Consider the following 17,345-nt stretch of genomic DNA (forward strand, 5'->3'; position numbering starts at 1 on the left):
TGTCAGTGCGCGGCCGACTCCCAGTCGGTGCCCACGCCCACGGACACGTCCAGCGGGGCCCGCAGGTCGACGGCGGCGGCCATCTCGCGGCGGACCAGTTCCTCGACGGCCTCGCGCTCGCCGGGGGCGATCTCCAGCACGATTTCGTCGTGGACCTGGAGCAGCATCCGCGAGGTGAGCCCCGCTTCGGTGAGCGCCCGGTCCACGCGCAGCATCGCGACCTTGACGATGTCGGCGGCCGTGCCCTGGATCGGGGCGTTCAGCGCCATCCGCTCGGCGGCCTCACGGCGCTGACGGTTGTCGCTGTTGAGGTCGGGCAGATAGCGGCGGCGGCCCAGGACCGTCTCCGTGTACCCGGTGGCCCTGGCCTCCTCCACCACGCGCTGGAGGTAGTCCCGCACCCCGCCGAAGCGCTCGAAGAAGGTGTCCATCAGGCCGCGCGCCTCGGCGGGCTCGATGTTCAGCTGCTGGGCGAGGCCGAAGGCGGACAGCCCGTAGGCCAGGCCGTAGGACATGGCCTTGATCTTGCGGCGCATCTCCGCGTCGACCTCGGAGCGCTCCACGCCGAACACCTGGGAGGCGACGGTGGTGTGCAGGTCCTCGCCGGTGGCGAAGGCCTCGATCAGGCCCTCGTCCTCGGAGAGGTGCGCCATGACGCGCAGCTCGATCTGGCTGTAGTCGGCCGTCATCAGCGATGCGAAGCCCTCGCCGACGACGAAGCCGCGGCGGATGGCCCGGCCCTCGTCGGTGCGCACCGGCACGTTCTGCAGGTTCGGGTCGGTGGAGGACAGGCGTCCGGTCGCGGCGACAGTCTGGCTGAAGCTGGTGTGCACGCGGCCGTCGGCGGCGATGCACTTGACCAGGCCCTCGACGGTGACCCGCAGCTTGGCCTGCTCGCGGTGGCGCAGCATGATCACGGGCAGTTCGTGCTCGGTCTGGGTGGCCAGCCAGGCCAGCGCGTCCGCGTCCGTCGTGTAGCCGGTCTTGGTCTTCTTCGTCTTGGGGAGGTCCAGCTCGCCGAAGAACACTTCCTGGAGCTGCTTGGGCGAGCCGAGGTTGAACTCGTGGCCCACCGCGGCGTGCGCCTCCTTCACGGCCTGCTGCACCGCGCCCGCGAACTGCTGCTCCATCGCTTCGAGGTGGTCGCGGTCGGCGGCGATGCCGTACCGCTCCATCCGGGCGAGCAGCTCGGAGGTGGGCAGCTCCATGTCGTGGAGCAGCTCGGTCGCGCCGACCTCGGCGAGCCGGCCCGTGAAGGCCCCGCCCAGGTCGAGGACCGCGCGGGCCTGCGCCATCAGCGCTTCGGCCTCGGCGGTGTCGTCGGCGCCGAAGGCGAGCTGCCCGTCGGCCGCGGCGGGGGCCAGCTCGCGGTGCAGGTACTCCTGGGACAGCACGTCCAGGTCGAAGGACCGGCGGCCCGGCTTGACCAGGTAGGCGGCGAGGGCGGTGTCCATGGCGACGCCCGCGAGGCTCCAGCCGTGCTCGGGGAAGACCCGCATCAGGGCCTTGGCGTTGTGGACGGTCTTGGGGCGCGCCGGGTCCGCGGCCCAGGCGACGAAGGCGCGCTCATCGGCCTCGTCCAGCGCGGACGGCTCGAACCAGGCCGCGGCGCCGCCGGCGGCGGCCAGCGCCACCTCGGTGATCTTGCCGGCGCCGAGCACCCAGCTGTCGACGGTGGCGATGCCCAGCGGGCCGCCCGCGTGGTTCTCCAGCCAGGGCGCCAGCTCGCCGGTGTCCAGCACGGAGGCGTCCAGCTCGATCCCGGCGGCCGGTGCGGGGGCCTCTTCCTCGGCCGCGCCGGGGTCGACGGCGAGGAGCCGCTCGCGCAGCGAGGCGTTGCGGATCTCCAGGACGTCGAGGACGCCGGTCATGGCGGTGCGGTCGTAGGGCGCGCGGGCCAGATCGGCGGGGGTCTTGGGCAGCTCGACGTCGCGGACCATCTCGGTGAGGACCCGGTTCAGCTTGACCGCGTCCAGGTGGTCGCGGAAGTTCTGCCCGGCCTTGCCCTTGACCTCGTCGGCGCGCTCGACCAGCTCCGCGAAGGAACCGAACTGGTTGATCCACTTCGCGGCGGTCTTCTCGCCGACGCCCGGGATGCCGGGGAGGTTGTCGGACGGGTCGCCGCGCAGCGCCGCGAAGTCGGGGTACTGCTGCGGGGTGAGCCCGTACTTCTCCTCGACCTTCTCGGGCGTGAAGCGGGTCAGCTCCGAGACGCCCTTGGTCGGGTAGAGGACGGTGGTCCGCTCGGACACCAACTGGAAGGAGTCCCGGTCGCCGGTGACGATCAGCACGTCGAAACCGAGGGCCTCGGCCTGGGTCGCGAGCGTGGCGATCACGTCATCGGCCTCGAAGCCGTCGACCGCGAACCGCGGCACGCTCATCGTGTCGAGGAGTTCGCCGATCAGCTCGACCTGCCCCTTGAACTCGTCGGGGGTCTTGGAGCGGTTCGCCTTGTACTCGGGGAACTCCGTCGAGCGCCAGGTCTTGCGCGAGACGTCGAAGGCCACCGCGAAGTGCGTGGGCGCCTCGTCGCGCAGCGTGTTCGCCAGCATCGACGCGAAGCCGTAGACGGCGTTGGTCGGCTGTCCGCTCGCGGTCGTGAAATTCTCCGCGGGCAGCGCGAAGAACGCCCGGTAGGCCAGGGAGTGCCCGTCCATGAGCATCAGGCGGGGGCGGTCCGCTGCGGTCGGCTGGTCGGTCTTCTTCGATGCTGAATCTGCCACGCCTCGATCCTAGGCCGCCCCACCGACAATTCCGGACGGCGATCGCGGCGTCGGCGTTGTCGGCGGGCCGTGACAGGATCGGAGGTGTACGCGCTATCCGCAGCAGAGCCGCTGCGATGCTCGAAGGGGAGCGACATGGCCACCAGACCGCCCACAGGTGACCCGGTGCAGGACGCGCCGCAGGTCGCGCCCCCGAAGCACGCGGCCGCGGGCCTGCCCGCGATCGGCCACACCCTCAAGATCGCCCAGCAGCAGATGGGCGTCGCGCGCACCGCGCGGACCCTGCTCAAGGTCAACCAGAAGAACGGCTTCGACTGCCCGGGCTGCGCCTGGCCCGAGGGCGACAAGCGGCACACCGCGGAGTTCTGCGAGAACGGCGCGAAGGCCGTGGCCGAGGAGGCCACCCTGCGCCGGGTGACCCCGGAGTTCTTCGCCGCCCACCCGCTGGCCGACCTGGCGGAGCGCAGCGGCTACTGGCTCGGCCAGCAGGGCCGGATCACCCAGCCGATGCTGCTGCCCGAGGGCGGCGAGCGGTACGAGCCGGTCAGCTGGGAGCGGGCCTTCGAGATCATCGCCGAGGAGCTGACCGCGCTCGGTTCCCCGGACGAGGCGCTCTTCTACACCTCGGGCCGCACCAGCAACGAGGCGGCGTTCCTCTTCCAGCTCTTCGCCCGCGAGTTCGGCACCAACAACCTGCCGGACTGCTCCAACATGTGCCACGAGTCCTCGGGCTCCGCGCTGACGGAGACGATCGGCATCGGCAAGGGCAGCGTCTCGCTGGAGGACCTGCACCAGGCCGATCTGATCATCGTCGCCGGGCAGAATCCGGGCACGAACCATCCGCGCATGCTCTCCGCGCTGGAGAAGGCCAAGTCCGCCGGGGCGAAGATCATCTCGGTGAACCCGCTGCCCGAGGCCGGGATGGAGCGGTTCAAGAACCCGCAGACCCCGCTCGGCATGCTCAAGGGCACCGCCCTCAACGACCTCTTCCTGCAGATCCGGATCGGCGGCGACCAGGCCCTGTTCCGCCTGCTCAACAAGCTGGTCCTGGCGACGGAGGGCGCCACCGACGAGGCCTTCATCCGTGAACACACGCACGGGTACGAGGAGTTCCGGGCCGCCGCCAAGGACACCGACTGGGCCGACACCCTCACCGCGACGGGCCTGACCCGCCCCGAGATCGAGGAAGCCCTGGCCATGATCCTGGCCTCGGAGCGGACCATCGTCTGCTGGGCGATGGGCCTCACCCAGCACAAGCACTCCGTCGCCACCATCCGCGAGGTCGTCAACCTCCTGCTGCTGCGCGGCAACATCGGCCGCCCCGGCGCCGGCGTGTGCCCCGTCCGCGGCCACTCGAACGTCCAGGGCGACCGGACCATGGGCATCTTCGAACGCCCGGCGCCCGCCTTCCTCGACGCCCTCGACAAGGAATTCGGCATCACCTCGCCGCGCTCGCACGGCTACGACGTGGTCCGCTCCATCGAGGCGCTGCGCGACGGCAAGGCCAAGGTCCTCTTCGCCATGGGCGGCAACTTCGTCGGCGCGACCCCCGACACGCAGGTCACGGAGGCCGCGATCCGCCGCGCCGCCCTGACGGTGCACGTGTCGACCAAGCTGAACCGCTCGCACGCGGTGACCGGGCGGCGCGCCCTGATCCTGCCCACGCTGGGACGTACCGACAAGGACGTCCAGGCGCGGGGCAAACAGTTCGTGACCGTCGAGGACTCGATGGGCATGGTCCACTCCTCGCGCGGCAACCTCGCTCCCGCCAGTCCCCATCTGCTCTCCGAGCCCGCGATCGTCGCCCGGCTGGCCCGCGCCGTGCTCGGCGCGGCCTCCCGCACGCCGTGGGAGGAGTTCGAGAAGGACTACGCGGCCATCCGGGACCGGATCTCCCGCGTGGTCCCCGGTTTCGCGGACTTCAACGCGCGGGTCGCCCGTCCCGGAGGGTTCCAGCTGCCGCACGGGCCCCGCGACGAGCGCCGCTTCCCCACCAAGACCGGCAAGGCGAACTTCACCGCCGCCCCGGTGGAGTACCCGCGCGTCCCCGCGGGCCGGCTGCTGCTCCAGACCCTGCGCAGCCACGACCAGTACAACACCACGATCTACGGCCTCGACGACCGTTACCGCGGCATCACCGGCGGCCGTCGCGTGGTCATGGTCAACCCCGAGGACGCCGCCGAGCTGGGGCTCGCCGACGGCGCGTACACCGACATCGTGAGCGAGTGGCGGGACGGCGTGGAGCGCCGCGCGCCCGGCTTCCGCGTCGTGCACTACCCGACGGCGCGGGGCTGCGCCGCCGCGTACTACCCGGAGACCAATGTGCTGGTCCCCCTCGACTCGACGGCGGACACCAGCAACACCCCGGCGAGCAAGTCCGTCGTCGTGCGCTTCGAACCGGTCCGATCGACCTGATAGAACGGCCCTTCGGACAAGATGGTTAACGAACGTTGACGAACGGAGCAGGCCCATGGGCGAGCAGCAGGCCGTGAAGTTCCCGCAGGAAGTCCTCGACGAGTACGCGGCGCTGGGCATCGACCTGCCCTCGCTGTTCTCCGCCGGGCACCTCGGCGAGCGCATGGACATCCGCATCCTGGAGGCCTCGGCCGACAAGGTCGTGGGCACCATGCCCGTCGAGGGCAACACCCAGCCGTACGGGCTGCTGCACGGCGGGGCCTCCGCGGTGCTCGCCGAGACCCTCGGGTCCATCGGCGCGATGATGCACGGCGGCATCAGCAAGGTCGCCGTCGGCGTGGACCTCAACTGCACGCACCACCGCGGCGCCCGGTCCGGCCTGGTCACCGGCACCGCCACCCCCGTGCACAAGGGCCGTTCCACCACGACGTTCGAGATCGTCATCACGGACGAGGAGGAGCGGCGGATCTGCACCGCCCGCCTCACCTGCCTGCTGCGCGACGCCAACCCGCAACAGCCCCGTAACGACTGACCAGTTGCCCTCACCCCGGCGCCGGTCTAGCGTTCCCGCATGGGATCCGGACCGGCGCCGCGCGGCGTCCTCGCGGCGTGTGCCGCGGCGCTCCTCGCCGCCGCCGTCACCGGCTGCTCCGGACCGGGCCCCGGTTCCGGCGCAGGTTCCCCTACGGGGTCCGGCCCGGCTTCCACCGCGGACCCCACCCCCCGGGCCGCCTCGCCCGAGGACCTCTGCACCGCGCTGATCACCCACTGGGCCGGGATCGTCCTCGACGGCGAGACCCGCGGCTCCCCCGGCCCCGGCGGCCTCGACTACCAGTCCATGGGCCTGTCCGGGGACCAGAACGAGATCCTGCGCGCGGTGCTCGCCGACGCCCGCGCCGCACTCCGGGCGACGGGCGGGGGTCCCGGCACCCCCGGCACCCCCGCCGCCGCCGATACGGCCGCCCGGCAGCTCGTCGCCCGCGAGGCGCGCGCCCGCTGCGCCGAGCGCCACCGCTCGGCCGTCCCGACCGGCGGCCCCTGGGGATGACCGGGATGAGCGGGATGAGCGGCATCGGCCCGGTCGAACCGGGCGAGGGCACCGCGGGCCACGAGCCCGGCGACCTCCCCGGCGATCCCCCCGGCACGCTCCCCGGCGGGCCCGCCAGCGCCCCCCGCGCCCTCCTGGAGCGCGTCCGCGCCCGCTGCGCCCGCCACCGCCTCGCGCTGGCCGCGGCGGCTCTGGCGGCCGCCCTCGGCCTCGGCGGCGGCTACCTCTACGCCGTCCGGCCCCGGCCGCCCGCGCCCGTACCGGCGCCGCCGCCGGCCGCGCCCTCACAGACCCTCGCCCTGGACTACGGGGAGCCCGAGCCGCCGGAGACGACTCCGGAGGGCATCGCCTTCGAGTTCACTGTGCGTGCCCGGACCTCCTCCGGACCCCCGGTGACGATCGAGCGGATCGGCCAGCCGTCCCGGGCACTGACGGTGACCGTACGGCCACCCTCACCCGTCGTCGTGGCTGCGGGTGAGGTCCGTGAGGTTGTCGTGCAGATTCACGTGGCGGACTGTGTGCATGTTGCACGGAATGCGGGACTCCCTTTTCTGGAAGTAACCCTGAGTAATGGATTCCGGAAAGAGGATCACGCTTACATCCTCGGTGACCGATATGCCAGGGATCTTTCCACCGCTCTGACCAGGGCCTGTCCCGTAGACCGAGATGCGGGCTCCACGCCGGGGTCATGACCAAAACCCTTGAGAGGCCTGGCTTGTCAGGACTCAAACCGCTCGACAGTCCTGCCGGATCTCAGCATGCGGACAAGACGAACCGGCCGGAATTCCCCCGTTCCACCCCCAGAGATCCGCTATGTATTACGCCGTGGCATAACAAGAGAGTCACATCATTGGCCTGAGCCCTCCATATCGTCCTGAGACCGGCTTAGAGTCACGGCCAGTTACCGCGACCGCCGGATGCCATTCAGTTCGGTTCCCCGCGTTCGACTCGGCGCGTCCCAGGGGGGACGCGGCGCCAGGAAAGGACTGATCGTGCGTCATCGTTCGCTCATCGCCGTGACGGCCGCCCTCGCCGCGGGCGCTCTCACTCTCACCGCCTGTGGCTCTCGCGACAACAAGGCGGACACCTCCGGCGGCGGAGACGTCACGGTCACCATCGGCGTCGACGCGCCGCTGACCGGCGACCTGTCCGCCCTGGGCCTCGGCATCAAGAACTCGGTGGACCTCGCCGTCAAGACGGCCAACGACAAGAAGTACGTCAAGGGCGTCACCTTCAAGATCGAGGCCCTCGACGACCAGGCCCAGCCGTCCTCCGGACAGCAGAACGCCACCAAGCTCGTCGCGGACAAGAACGTCCTCGGTGTCGTCGGCCCGCTGAACTCCTCGGTGTCCGAGTCGATGCAGAAGGTCTTCGACGACGCCAAGCTCACCCAGATCTCCCCGGCCAACACCAGCCCGTCCCTGACCCAGGGTCCGAACTGGGCGAGCGGCCAGAAGGTCCGCACCTACAAGAGCTACTTCCGCACCGCCACCACGGACGCCATCCAGGGCCCGTACGCGGCGCAGTACCTCTTCAACAAGGCGGGCAAGAAGAAGGTCTTCATCATTGATGACAAGAAGACCTACGGCGCCGGCCTCGCCGGTACCTTCAAGGGCGAGTTCACCAAGCTCGGCGGCGCCGTCGTCGGCGAGGGCCACATCGACCCGGAGTCCAAGGACTTCTCGGCGATCGTGACCCAGGTCAAGACCTCCGGCGCCGACGTCGTCTACTACGGCGGCGAGTACCCCGCGGGCGGCCCGCTCAGCAAGCAGATCAAGGCCGCCGGTGCCAACATCCCGCTCGTCGGCGGTGACGGCATGAAGGACAAGAAGTACGTCGACCTGGCCGGCCCCGCCGCCGCGGGCGACCTCTGCACCTCGGTCGGCGCCCCCGTCGAGACCCTGCCGTCCGCCACGGAGTTCATCGCGAACTACAAGAAGGCCGGCTACAAGGACGACTACTCCGCCTACGGCGGCTACTCGTACGACTCCGCCTGGGCCATCATCGAGGCCGTCAAGAAGGCCGTCGACGCCAACAACGGCAAGCTCCCCGACGGCGCCCGCGCCAAGGTGCTCGACGCCGTCCAGGGCGTCTCCTTCGACGGTGTGACCGGCAAGGTCTCCTTCGACGAGTTCGGTGACGCCACCAACAAGCAGCTGACCGTCTACAAGGTCGACGGCCCGGACTTCAAGACCGTCGAGTCGGGTACCTACCCCGCCAAGTAACCGGCCCGCACCACCTCACCTCTGCCGCGCGGGGCGCGCACACAGCGCCCCGCGCGGTGTCACATCCGTCGAAAGACTCGGAGGACCTGCGGTGCACGAACTGCCGCAACAGCTGGTCAACGGCCTGCTACTGGGATCCATGTACGGGCTCGTCGCCATCGGCTACACGATGGTTTATGGCATTGTCCAGCTCATCAACTTCGCGCACGGCGAGATCTTCATGACCGGAGGCTTCGGCGCCTTCTCGGTCTGGTCGATCCTCCCCAAGGGCACCACCATGTGGATCGCGCTGCCCCTCATGCTCATAGGCGCCGTCATCGTGGCGACCCTCTTCGCCGTCGGAGCGGAACGCTTCGCCTACCGGCCGCTGCGGAACGCTCCCCGGCTCGCCCCTCTCATCACCGCCATCGGCCTCTCGCTCGCCCTCCAGCAGGCGGTCTGGGCCTGGTACCCCAACGCGAAGTCCTCCATCGTCTTCCCCGAGATCTCCGGCGGCCCCTTCAACATCGGCAGTGTCACCATCCAGACCGGTGACATCTTCCTGCTGATCGCCGCCCCCATCTCCATGGCCTTCCTCGGCTACTTCGTCATGAAGACCCGCACCGGCCGCGGCATGCAGGCGACCGCGCAGGACCCGGACACCGCCAAGCTCATGGGCATCAACACCGACCGCATCATCACGGTCGCGTTCGCCCTCGGCGCCGTGTTCGCCGCCGTCGGAGCCGTCGCGTACGGCCTCAAGTACGGCGAGATCAACTACAAGATGGGCTTCCTGCTCGGCCTCAAGGCGTTCACCGCTGCCGTCCTCGGCGGCATCGGCAACATCTACGGCGCCATGATCGGCGGCCTCGTCCTCGGCCTCGCCGAGACCATGGCCACCGCCTACATCGCCGACATCCCCGGCTTCCACCAGCTGGGCGGTCAGACCTGGGGCAACACCTGGGCGTTCGTACTCCTCATCCTCGTGCTCCTCTTCCGGCCCCAGGGCCTGCTGGGCCAGCGCGTGGCCGACAGGGCGTGACAACCATGACGAACAACACCGCGGACACCCCGCAGACCGCCACCGCCACCGCCGTCCGGGGCTTCGTTCCCCTCCCGGAGAAGGCCGGCCGCGCCCTCGCCACCGTCGGCGGCGCGCTCACCGCCCTCTCCGCCTTCCTCTCCTGGACCTGGACCGCCAAGTTCCCCGGGGACCTCACCTACTACGGCTCCCCCGCGGGCCTGCAGTGGCTGGTCCTCGTCGGCGGCCTGATGACCGCCCTCTTCGGCCTCGCGTCGTACGGCGTCAAGGGCCTCGGCTGGCTCACCCCGGCCGGCGCCGACGCGGCGATCAAGCTGTCCGCCCTCGCCGTCTTCACCACCGCCTGGTTCACGATCATCGCGATCGTCAACGAACTCGGCGGCATCGTGAACCTCGAGCCCGGCGGCTTCTTCCTCGCGGCCGTCAGCCTCCTCGCCCTCGTCGGCGCCCTCGCGCTCCCCTTCGAGCACCCGGTCCCCGAGACGCCCGACCCCGAGGACAGCGGCTGGGACAACTTCAAGCTGGACAGCCGCAACAAGTGGACCACCGTCAAGGCGGCCTTCACCAAGGGCGCCGTCCGCCCCGCCAAGGCGCTGCCCGCCTACCTGGAGATCCTGCTCATCGCGGTCCTCCTCGGCGTCAGCCTGGGCGTCTTCACCTTCGGCATCGGCACGCCGTACTCGGAACTCTTCTTCGGGTTCCTGCTCACCGCGGCCTTCGGGTTCGCGGCCCTCCACCAGGCCGGCCTCATCGCCCGCTTCTCGGCCATCACCGGCCGGCACCGCAACGTCGCCCTCATCGGAGCGTTCGTCGCCGCCGCGGCCTTCCCCTTCACCCAGACCGACGACCAGTACGCGACCCTCGGCGTCAACATCCTCATCTTCGCCACCGTCGCGCTCGGCCTGAACATCGTCGTCGGCCTCACCGGTCTCCTCGACCTCGGTTACGTCGCCTTCCTCGGCGTCGGCGCCTACACCGCGGCCCTGGTCTCCGGTTCGCCCAACTCCCCGTTCGGCGTGCACCTCCCCTTCTGGGCCGCGCTCCTCATCGGCGCCGCCGCGTCCATGGTCTTCGGTGTGCTGATCGGTGCCCCCACCCTGCGGCTGCGCGGCGACTACCTCGCCATCGTGACGCTCGGCTTCGGTGAGATCTTCCGGATCTCCATGAACAACCTCGACGGCATCTCCGGCCCGGACGTCACGAACGGTCCCAACGGCATCTCCTCGATCCCGAACGTGGACATGTTCGGCTTCGACTTCGGCGCCGAACACACCATCGCCGGATTCACCATCGGCCGTTTCGCCAACTACTTCCTGCTGATGCTGCTCATCACCTTCATCGTGGTGATGGTCTTCCGCCGCAGCTCGGAGTCCCGCATCGGGCGCGCCTGGGTCGCCATCCGCGAGGACGAGACCGCCGCCGAGGCCATGGGCATCAACGGCTTCCGCGTCAAGCTCATCGCCTTCGCCCTCGGCGCCACCCTGGCCGGTCTGGCCGGCGCCGTACAGGCTCACGTCCAGTACACCGTGACGCCCGAGCAGTACGTCTTCGCCAACACCGTCCCGCCGAACTCCGCGTTCCTCCTCGCCGCCGTGGTCCTGGGCGGCATGGGAACGATCGCCGGACCCCTCATCGGTGGTTCGCTGCTCTTCCTGCTGCCCAACAAGCTCCAGATCATGGGCGACAAGCAGCTCCTCATCTTCGGCATCGCCCTCATCGTCCTGATGCGCCTGCGCCCCGAAGGCATCATCCCCAACCGGCGCAACCAGCTCGAACTCCACGAGGACATGGAAGCGCCCACGGTCCTCGGCAAGGCAGGGGTCTGAACCCATGACGACCACCACCGACACCCCCGCCGCCACCACGGCGGAGACCGTCCTCGACGCGCGGGGCGTCACGATGCGCTTCGGCGGCCTCACGGCCGTCAAGAACGTCGACCTCACCGTCAAGAGCGGCGAGATCGTCGGCCTCATCGGCCCCAACGGCGCGGGCAAGACCACCTTCTTCAACTGCCTGACCGGCCTCTACATCCCCACCGAGGGTGAAGTCCGGTACAAGGGCACGGTCCTGCCGCCCAAGTCGTACAAGGTCACCGCGGCCGGGATCGCCCGTACCTTCCAGAACATCCGGCTCTTCAACAACATGACGGTGCTGGAGAACGTACTGGTCGGCCGGCACACCCGCACCAAGCAGGGACTGTGGTCCTCGCTGCTGCGGCTGCCCGTCTTCCACCGCGAAGAGGCCGCGAGCCGCGCGAGGGCCATCGAACTCCTGGAGTTCATCGGCCTGGCCCACAAGGCCGAGCACCTCGCGCGCAACCTGCCCTACGGCGAGCAGCGCAAGCTGGAGATCGCCCGCGCCCTCGCGAGCGACCCCGGGCTCATCCTGCTGGACGAGCCCACCGCGGGCATGAACCCGCAGGAGACCCGCGCCGCCGAAGAGCTGATCTTCGCCATCCGGGACCAGGGCATCGCCGTACTCGTCATCGAGCACGACATGCGCTTCATCTTCAACCTCTGCGACCGGGTCGCCTGTCTCGTCCAGGGCGAGAAGCTCATCGAGGGCACCGCGGCCGAGGTCCAGGGCGACGAGCGCGTCGTCGCCGCCTACCTCGGTGAACCCTTCGAAGGCGCCCCCGGCGCCGATGAGGTCGCGGAGGTCGAGGCCGCCGAGGCGCACAGCACCACCAGCACGGACGGAGAAGCCAAGTGACCGCACTCCTCGAGGTCGAGGACCTCCGGGTCGCCTACGGCAAGATCGAAGCCGTCAAGGGCATCTCGTTCAGCGTCGAGGCCGGCCAGATCGTCACCCTCATCGGCACCAACGGTGCGGGCAAGACGACCACCCTGCGGACCCTGTCCGGCCTGATCAAGCCGCGCGGCGGCCAGATCCGGTTCAACGGCAAGTCGCTGAAGAAGACCCCCGCGCACGACATCGTCGCGCTCGGGCTCGCCCACTCCCCCGAGGGGCGGCACATCTTCCCGCGCATGACGATCGAGGACAACCTCCTCCTCGGTGCCTTCCTCAGCAAGGACAAGGAAGGCATCCAGAAGGACGTCCAGCGCGCCTACGAGCTGTTCCCGATCCTGGGAGAGCGCCGCAAGCAGGCCGCGGGCACCCTCTCGGGCGGCGAGCAGCAGATGCTGGCGATGGGCCGCGCGCTCATGTGCCGCCCGAAGCTGCTGATGCTGGACGAGCCGTCCATGGGTCTCTCGCCGATCATGATGCAGAAGATCATGGCGACGATCTCCGAGCTCAAGGCGGCGGGCACCACGATCCTGCTGGTCGAGCAGAACGCGCAGGCCGCGCTCTCGCTCGCCGACCAGGGTCACGTCATGGAGATCGGCAAGATCGTCCTGTCCGGCCCGGGCCGCGAACTGCTCGTCAACGAGGACGTCCGCAAGGCGTACCTCGGCGAGGACTGACCGCCCGACCTGGCATACCGCCCGACCTGACATACAACGCAGGTGGCCCGCCCCGGATTTCCGGGGCGGGCCACCTGCGTTGACGGGCTCGGGTGGACTCGGACGAGCCGCCTGGGGCTACTCGCCGGCGGCCGCGGCCGCGTTCTTCTTCTCCTCGGCGTCCTCGATGACCGCCTCGGCGACCTGCTGCATCGACATGCGGCGGTCCATGGAGGTCTTCTGGATCCAGCGGAAGGCGGCGGGCTCGGTCAGGCCGTACTGCGTCTGCAGGATGCTCTTGGCGCGGTCCACGAGCTTGCGGGTCTCCAGGCGCAGGGAGAGGTCGGCGACCTCCTTCTCCAGCGCGCGCAGCTCGGCGAAGCGGGACACGGCCATCTCGATGGCCGGGACCACGTCGCTCTTGGAGAACGGCTTGACCAGGTACGCCATGGCCCCCGCGTCCCGGGCCCGCTCGACGAGGTCGCGCTGCGAGAACGCGGTGAGCATCAGCACCGGGGCGATGGACTCCTCGGCGATCATCTCGGCGGCGGAGATCCCGTCCAGGACGGGCATCTTCACGTCCAGGATGACGAGGTCGGGGCGGTGCTCGCGGGCGAGCTCCACGGCGCGCTGACCGTCGCCGGCCTCGCCGACGACCGCGTAGCCCTCCTCCTCCAGCATCTCTTTCAGGTCGAGCCGGATGAGCGCCTCGTCCTCGGCGATGACGACGCGGGTCGTCAGCGGCGGGACATGCGACTGGTCGGCGTCGACGGGCGTGGGCGACGACTCGTGCTCGGCGGTCACGGAGGGCTCCTCGTTGCGGGGCATAACAGCTCCCCTGAGCCTACCTAGCTCCTGTAAGGTGGTCTCGCGCAGGGTTCGTTGAGTCCTTCGTTTCGTAGGCCCCAGTACTCCAACTGGTCAGAGAGGCCGCTCTCAAACAGCGGACAGTGTGGGTTCGAATCCCACCTGGGGCACTTTCCTTACATTCCATGGTCGCGCGAATGCCGCGAACCTTAGCTCTGATGAGCGAATCGGGCCGAGCTGTCGGTCACTCTGGGCTGACCACGCGCCGCTGGAGCACCGAGGCGACGTGCGTTCCGGCATCCGCGGGATCCGGGGCGGCGCCCTCCACGAGGAGCCGGTACCAGAAGGGGCCGAGGACCAGGTCGGCGGCGCGGTCGGGATCGGTGGCCGCGTCGATCTCCTCGCGGGCGACGGCCCGGGCGAAGAGGGCGCGGACCAGATCACGGCGGGTCCGGGCCCAGGCCCGGAAGGGCGCGGCGGATCCGGGGTCGAGCTGGGCTTCGGCCGCGAGCCCGGTGAGTGCGCGGGCCCGGACGGGATCGCCGGCGGTGGCGTAGAGGTCGGCGAGGAACGCGGTGAGGTCGCCCGCGAGCGTGCCGGTGTCGGGTTCGGGTCCGCTTTCGGTGTCCGCCTCGGGGGTGTGGACGGAGGCGTCCATGACCAGTTCGGGCTTGCCCTTCCACCAGCGGTAGACCGTGCTCTTGGCGACGTTCGCCCGCTTGGCGACCCCCTCGATGGTGAGGGCGCCGTAGCCGTTCTCCAGGAGGAGGGCGGCGGTGGCCTCCAGGACGGATTGACGGGCTTCCTCATTGCGGAGGCGGCCGCCGGTGCGGGGGGTGATGTTGGTTGACACGACTTCACGATAGCCGCTACCGTTTATCGAAACGCTGCGTAGCGTTTCGATAGGCGACAGAGGGCGGGGGCTCAGCCATGAACGGATTCGTGATCACACAGGAGCACTGGCAGGAACACGGGCAGGAGCACTGGCGGCAGCACTGGTACGAGGCCACGGGCGAGGAGTTCGCCACGGCGGGCCACGAGGTGCGCATCCCCAACTTCCCCGAGGCGGAGGCCTGGCTGGGGAGCGTGCGGGCAGCACCACGACTGCGCGGGCTGCCCCGGCATGACACGGCGGCCGAGAAGGTCTTCGCCGGCACGGGAGGCGGGACGCTCGGGCCGTTCTTCGCACCGGAGCTGCGCGCGGGCCGGAGCGCGAAATCCGCGGCGGGGGCCTTGCCCGGCATACCGGCCCGAAACCAGTGGCCCGAGGGCTGAAGGTTCCGTAGCGTCTCGATCATGCCGACGCCTGTCCTGTACTGCCGTGACGCATTGAAACCGCGAAGCGTGGACGCGCACTTCGCGCCGGAAGCGCGGGAGGTGCGCGCCCGGGGCGGAACGGTGGGGCTGATCGACCACGACACGCTGCTGCGGGGCGACGCGCAGCAGGCCGTGGCACTCGTACCGGCCGGACTGGGAAACGTCTGGTACCGGGGCTGGATGATTCCCGGCGACCGATATGCCGCGTTGGCTGCGGCGCTGAGCCGGCGTGGCACCGAGTTGCTCGTCTCACCCGAGCAGTACCGGACCGCCCACGAACTGCCGGGCTGGTATGCGACGTTCGCCGAGATCACACCCGCCAGCGTGTGGCGCCCCACCGAGCCCGGTGAGGTGCTGACCGCCGACGACCTGACGGCTCTCACCGAGCCGCTGCCGCCGGGTGCGGGGATCGTGAAGGACTACGTCAAATCCCGCAAGCACGAGTGGGAGCAGGCGTGCTTCATTCCCGATCTCGCCCGTGCCGGGGAGCTGACACGCGTGGTGCAGCGCTTCGTGGAGCTACAAGAGGAGTCCCTGACCGGTGGGGTCGTCGTCCGCGCCTTCGAGACGTTCCCGAAGCTGGAGTCCGTCGCGGCCGAAGTGCGCGTGTGGTGGCTGGATGGTGAACCCGGGCTGCTGACGCCCCATCCGGACAGCCCGTTCGGGCGCGGGCTGGTGCCCGACCTCGATCACATCGGGCCGGCGGTGCGGCGCCTGGGGTGCAGGTTCGTCACGACCGACGTGGCCCTGCGCTCGGACGGGGTGTGGCGGGTCGTCGAAGTCGGCGACGGCCAGGTCAGCGATCTGCACCGGTCCGCCGACCTGAGCGCATTCGCCGCGCTCCTGATCGACCCCCCGGCGGCCGGGGCGGCTCACTCCAGATAGAACGACAACCTCGCCGACGGCCAGGGCCGGACCGTGTCCGAGCTCGGCGCTGCCGTGGGCACCCGCCCCACCACGCTGACCAGCATCCTGGACCGCCTGGAACGGCGCGGCCACATCACCCGCGGCACCCGCCCGGGAGACCGCCGCGCGGTGCTCATCGAGCTCACCGCCTCCGGGCGGGTGGCCGCGGCCACGATCCGCGAGGCCGTCACCGGTCTGGAGCGCCGCGCGCTCCAGGGCCAGCCGGCCGAGGCGATCGCCGCGCTGCGCGCCGCCCTGCAAGCCCTGACCGAGGTGTCCTCATGACCACCCGGCCCGCCGGCTTCGACGCGCTGATGACCGAAGTGACCGGGGCCGGGTGCCGGTTGCCGAGCGCGCTGTGGCTGCCATATGACGCGAGTTCTCTCGCGCGCCTGGGTGTGGGCGGCGAGGCCGTGTCCGGGCTGGTCGAGCGGGGGTTGCCGGCCGACTGCAATCGCATGTTCGTACGGGACTCGGGTCGGGAGCTGGAGGTCCGCGACCTTCCGCCCGGTCGGGCTGCGTTCCTCGGTGTGTTCGAGGACGGCGTCAGCACGTACTGGCTGCTGATCGACAGCGGTGAAGTGTGGATGGTCCGCGGCCATGAAGGCGATGGGGATCAGCAGTACGGGCTGGTCAACTCTTCGGTTGCTGGTCTGCAGAACGTCCTGGAGGTGTGGGAGGCGTTCGCCTCCTCGGGAAAGAGCGATGCGGACGACGACTACGAGGACTACGTCGAAGACGTGATGGAGCGGGCCCGGCAGAGCGATCCGAAGGTGTTCGAGGATGAAGAGGCCTGGTGGTCACGCGTTTTCGAGGAAGTCGAGCTCGGAGTCCTGGTCCCGGAAGAGCTATAGCCGAGGACGCGGTGGTCACGGGCGGAGCCGCAGTCGGATCGCCGCGACCGTGACCGCCCCATGGAAGACGCGGGCCCGCTTGTCGTAGCGGATGGCGACCGCACGGAACGTCTTGAGCCGGTTGATGGTGCGCTCGACCTCATTGCGGCGCCGGTAGACCGTTCGATCCGGCCCTCTGCATCAGCGTTCACCTGGCCATGGTTGTGCCATGCGGACGCAGTGGGCCCCCGGCCCCCAGAGTGGCCCGGTGAGTGCGGGAGTGCGTCCCGTCGACGAGCGTGCCGAAGCACGATCGTTCGCGGAGGGTGTTCGGCGGTTCGTGGCCGGATTCCCGCCCATCTCGGCCAGAGGCCGCCGCTGGCCGCCGACCGTCCGGCGACCGCCGGCCCGCGGTCCGTACACGGGCAGGACACGCGAGACGGCCACGGCCTGGTCGGCGCTGGCCCGCCGAATACGGCTGCTGGTCGCGGCCGCCATCACCTACAACGCCATCGAGGCAATCGTCGCGATCACCGCCGGGACGATCACCTCCTCCACCGCGCTGATCGGTTTCGGCCTGGACTCGGTCATCGAGGTGTCCTCGGCCGCCGCGGTCGCGTGGCATGCGCTCCGGGCACTCGCCCCG

General features: G+C 70.0%; 15 protein-coding genes, 1 tRNA gene and 3 pseudogenes. 15 read left to right on the plus strand and 4 right to left on the minus strand.

Features of this window, described 5'->3' with window-relative positions:
• Positions 1–2: 2 nt before the first annotated feature.
• On the minus strand, positions 3–2,723 hold the full coding sequence (gene polA / locus OHS33_RS09010) for a DNA polymerase I (protein ID WP_330329851.1): 2,721 nt from the start codon (positions 2,721–2,723) through the stop codon (positions 3–5).
• 135 nt (positions 2,724–2,858) lie between these two features.
• Here polA and OHS33_RS09015 point away from each other — a divergent pair, with 135 nt between their 5' ends.
• From OHS33_RS09015 to OHS33_RS09055, 9 genes are all read left to right on the plus strand, one after another.
• The gene (locus OHS33_RS09015) at positions 2,859–5,138 is read left to right on the plus strand and encodes an FdhF/YdeP family oxidoreductase (RefSeq protein WP_330329852.1); all 2,280 of its coding nucleotides are present in this window, start codon (positions 2,859–2,861) and stop codon (positions 5,136–5,138) included.
• Positions 5,139–5,193: 55 nt separating this feature from the next.
• The gene (locus OHS33_RS09020) at positions 5,194–5,670 is read left to right on the plus strand and encodes a PaaI family thioesterase (protein ID WP_330329853.1); all 477 of its coding nucleotides are present in this window, start codon (positions 5,194–5,196) and stop codon (positions 5,668–5,670) included.
• Positions 5,671–5,709: 39 nt separating this feature from the next.
• Positions 5,710–6,186 carry a hypothetical protein gene (locus OHS33_RS09025; protein WP_330329854.1) on the plus strand — a complete coding sequence of 159 codons (477 nt, stop codon included), beginning with the start codon at positions 5,710–5,712 and terminating at the stop codon, positions 6,184–6,186.
• A gap of 5 nt (positions 6,187–6,191) precedes the next feature.
• On the plus strand, positions 6,192–6,878 hold the full coding sequence (locus OHS33_RS09030; protein WP_330329855.1) for a Tat pathway signal sequence domain protein: 687 nt from the start codon (positions 6,192–6,194) through the stop codon (positions 6,876–6,878).
• A gap of 300 nt (positions 6,879–7,178) precedes the next feature.
• The gene (locus OHS33_RS09035; protein ID WP_330329856.1) at positions 7,179–8,411 is read left to right on the plus strand and encodes a branched-chain amino acid ABC transporter substrate-binding protein; all 1,233 of its coding nucleotides are present in this window, start codon (positions 7,179–7,181) and stop codon (positions 8,409–8,411) included.
• A 91-nt stretch (positions 8,412–8,502) separates the two neighbouring features.
• Positions 8,503–9,432: a branched-chain amino acid ABC transporter permease gene (locus tag OHS33_RS09040; protein ID WP_330329857.1), complete on the plus strand. Its 930-nt coding sequence runs from the start codon at positions 8,503–8,505 to the stop codon at positions 9,430–9,432.
• A 5-nt stretch (positions 9,433–9,437) separates the two neighbouring features.
• Entirely contained in the window at positions 9,438–11,258 is a 1,821-nt protein-coding gene (locus OHS33_RS09045; RefSeq protein WP_330329858.1) for a branched-chain amino acid ABC transporter permease, read from the plus strand.
• Positions 11,259–11,262: 4 nt separating this feature from the next.
• On the plus strand, positions 11,263–12,144 hold the full coding sequence (locus OHS33_RS09050; protein WP_330329859.1) for an ABC transporter ATP-binding protein: 882 nt from the start codon (positions 11,263–11,265) through the stop codon (positions 12,142–12,144).
• Positions 12,141–12,857 (plus strand): ABC transporter ATP-binding protein, encoded by a 717-nt coding sequence (locus OHS33_RS09055; RefSeq protein WP_330329860.1) that lies wholly within the window; start codon positions 12,141–12,143, stop codon positions 12,855–12,857. The genes OHS33_RS09050 and OHS33_RS09055 overlap by 4 nt, the downstream gene beginning before the upstream one ends.
• Before the next feature lie 117 nt (positions 12,858–12,974).
• Here the strand turns inward: OHS33_RS09055 and OHS33_RS09060 are convergent, their stop codons facing one another.
• The gene (locus tag OHS33_RS09060; protein ID WP_330329861.1) at positions 12,975–13,664 is read right to left on the minus strand and encodes an ANTAR domain-containing response regulator; all 690 of its coding nucleotides are present in this window, start codon (positions 13,662–13,664) and stop codon (positions 12,975–12,977) included.
• Positions 13,665–13,738: 74 nt separating this feature from the next.
• On the opposite strand from OHS33_RS09060, the gene OHS33_RS09065 reads away from it, so the two are divergent.
• A tRNA-Leu gene (locus OHS33_RS09065) sits at positions 13,739–13,813 on the plus strand.
• A gap of 74 nt (positions 13,814–13,887) precedes the next feature.
• On the opposite strand, the gene OHS33_RS09070 is transcribed toward OHS33_RS09065, so the two are convergent.
• On the minus strand, positions 13,888–14,496 hold the full coding sequence (locus tag OHS33_RS09070) for a TetR/AcrR family transcriptional regulator (RefSeq protein ID WP_330329862.1): 609 nt from the start codon (positions 14,494–14,496) through the stop codon (positions 13,888–13,890).
• A 77-nt stretch (positions 14,497–14,573) separates the two neighbouring features.
• Here OHS33_RS09070 and OHS33_RS09075 point away from each other — a divergent pair, with 77 nt between their 5' ends.
• From OHS33_RS09075 to OHS33_RS09090, 4 genes and pseudogenes are all read left to right on the plus strand, one after another.
• Entirely contained in the window at positions 14,574–14,918 is a 345-nt protein-coding gene (locus OHS33_RS09075) for a hypothetical protein (RefSeq protein WP_330329863.1), read from the plus strand.
• Between the two features lie 21 nt (positions 14,919–14,939).
• Positions 14,940–15,845: an ATP-grasp domain-containing protein gene (locus OHS33_RS09080; RefSeq protein WP_330329864.1), complete on the plus strand. Its 906-nt coding sequence runs from the start codon at positions 14,940–14,942 to the stop codon at positions 15,843–15,845.
• A gap of 21 nt (positions 15,846–15,866) precedes the next feature.
• Positions 15,867–16,151 (plus strand): annotated as a pseudogene (locus OHS33_RS09085) (MarR family winged helix-turn-helix transcriptional regulator); the annotation flags it as partial.
• On the plus strand, positions 16,148–16,720 hold the full coding sequence (locus OHS33_RS09090; protein WP_330329865.1) for an SUKH-4 family immunity protein: 573 nt from the start codon (positions 16,148–16,150) through the stop codon (positions 16,718–16,720). The pseudogene OHS33_RS09085 and the gene OHS33_RS09090, both read left to right, overlap by 4 nt.
• Positions 16,721–16,735: 15 nt before the next feature.
• Here OHS33_RS09090 and OHS33_RS09095 read toward each other — a convergent pair.
• Positions 16,736–16,894, minus strand: a pseudogene (locus OHS33_RS09095) (IS5/IS1182 family transposase); the annotation flags it as partial.
• Positions 16,895–17,159: 265 nt separating this feature from the next.
• Between OHS33_RS09095 and OHS33_RS09100 the strand changes: the two are divergent.
• Positions 17,160–17,333 (plus strand): annotated as a pseudogene (locus OHS33_RS09100) (cation transporter); the annotation flags it as partial.
• Between the last annotated feature and the right edge of the window lie 12 nt (positions 17,334–17,345).

Source organism: Streptomyces sp. NBC_00536 (assembly GCF_036346295.1).
Classification (GTDB): Bacteria; Actinomycetota; Actinomycetes; order Streptomycetales; family Streptomycetaceae; genus Streptomyces.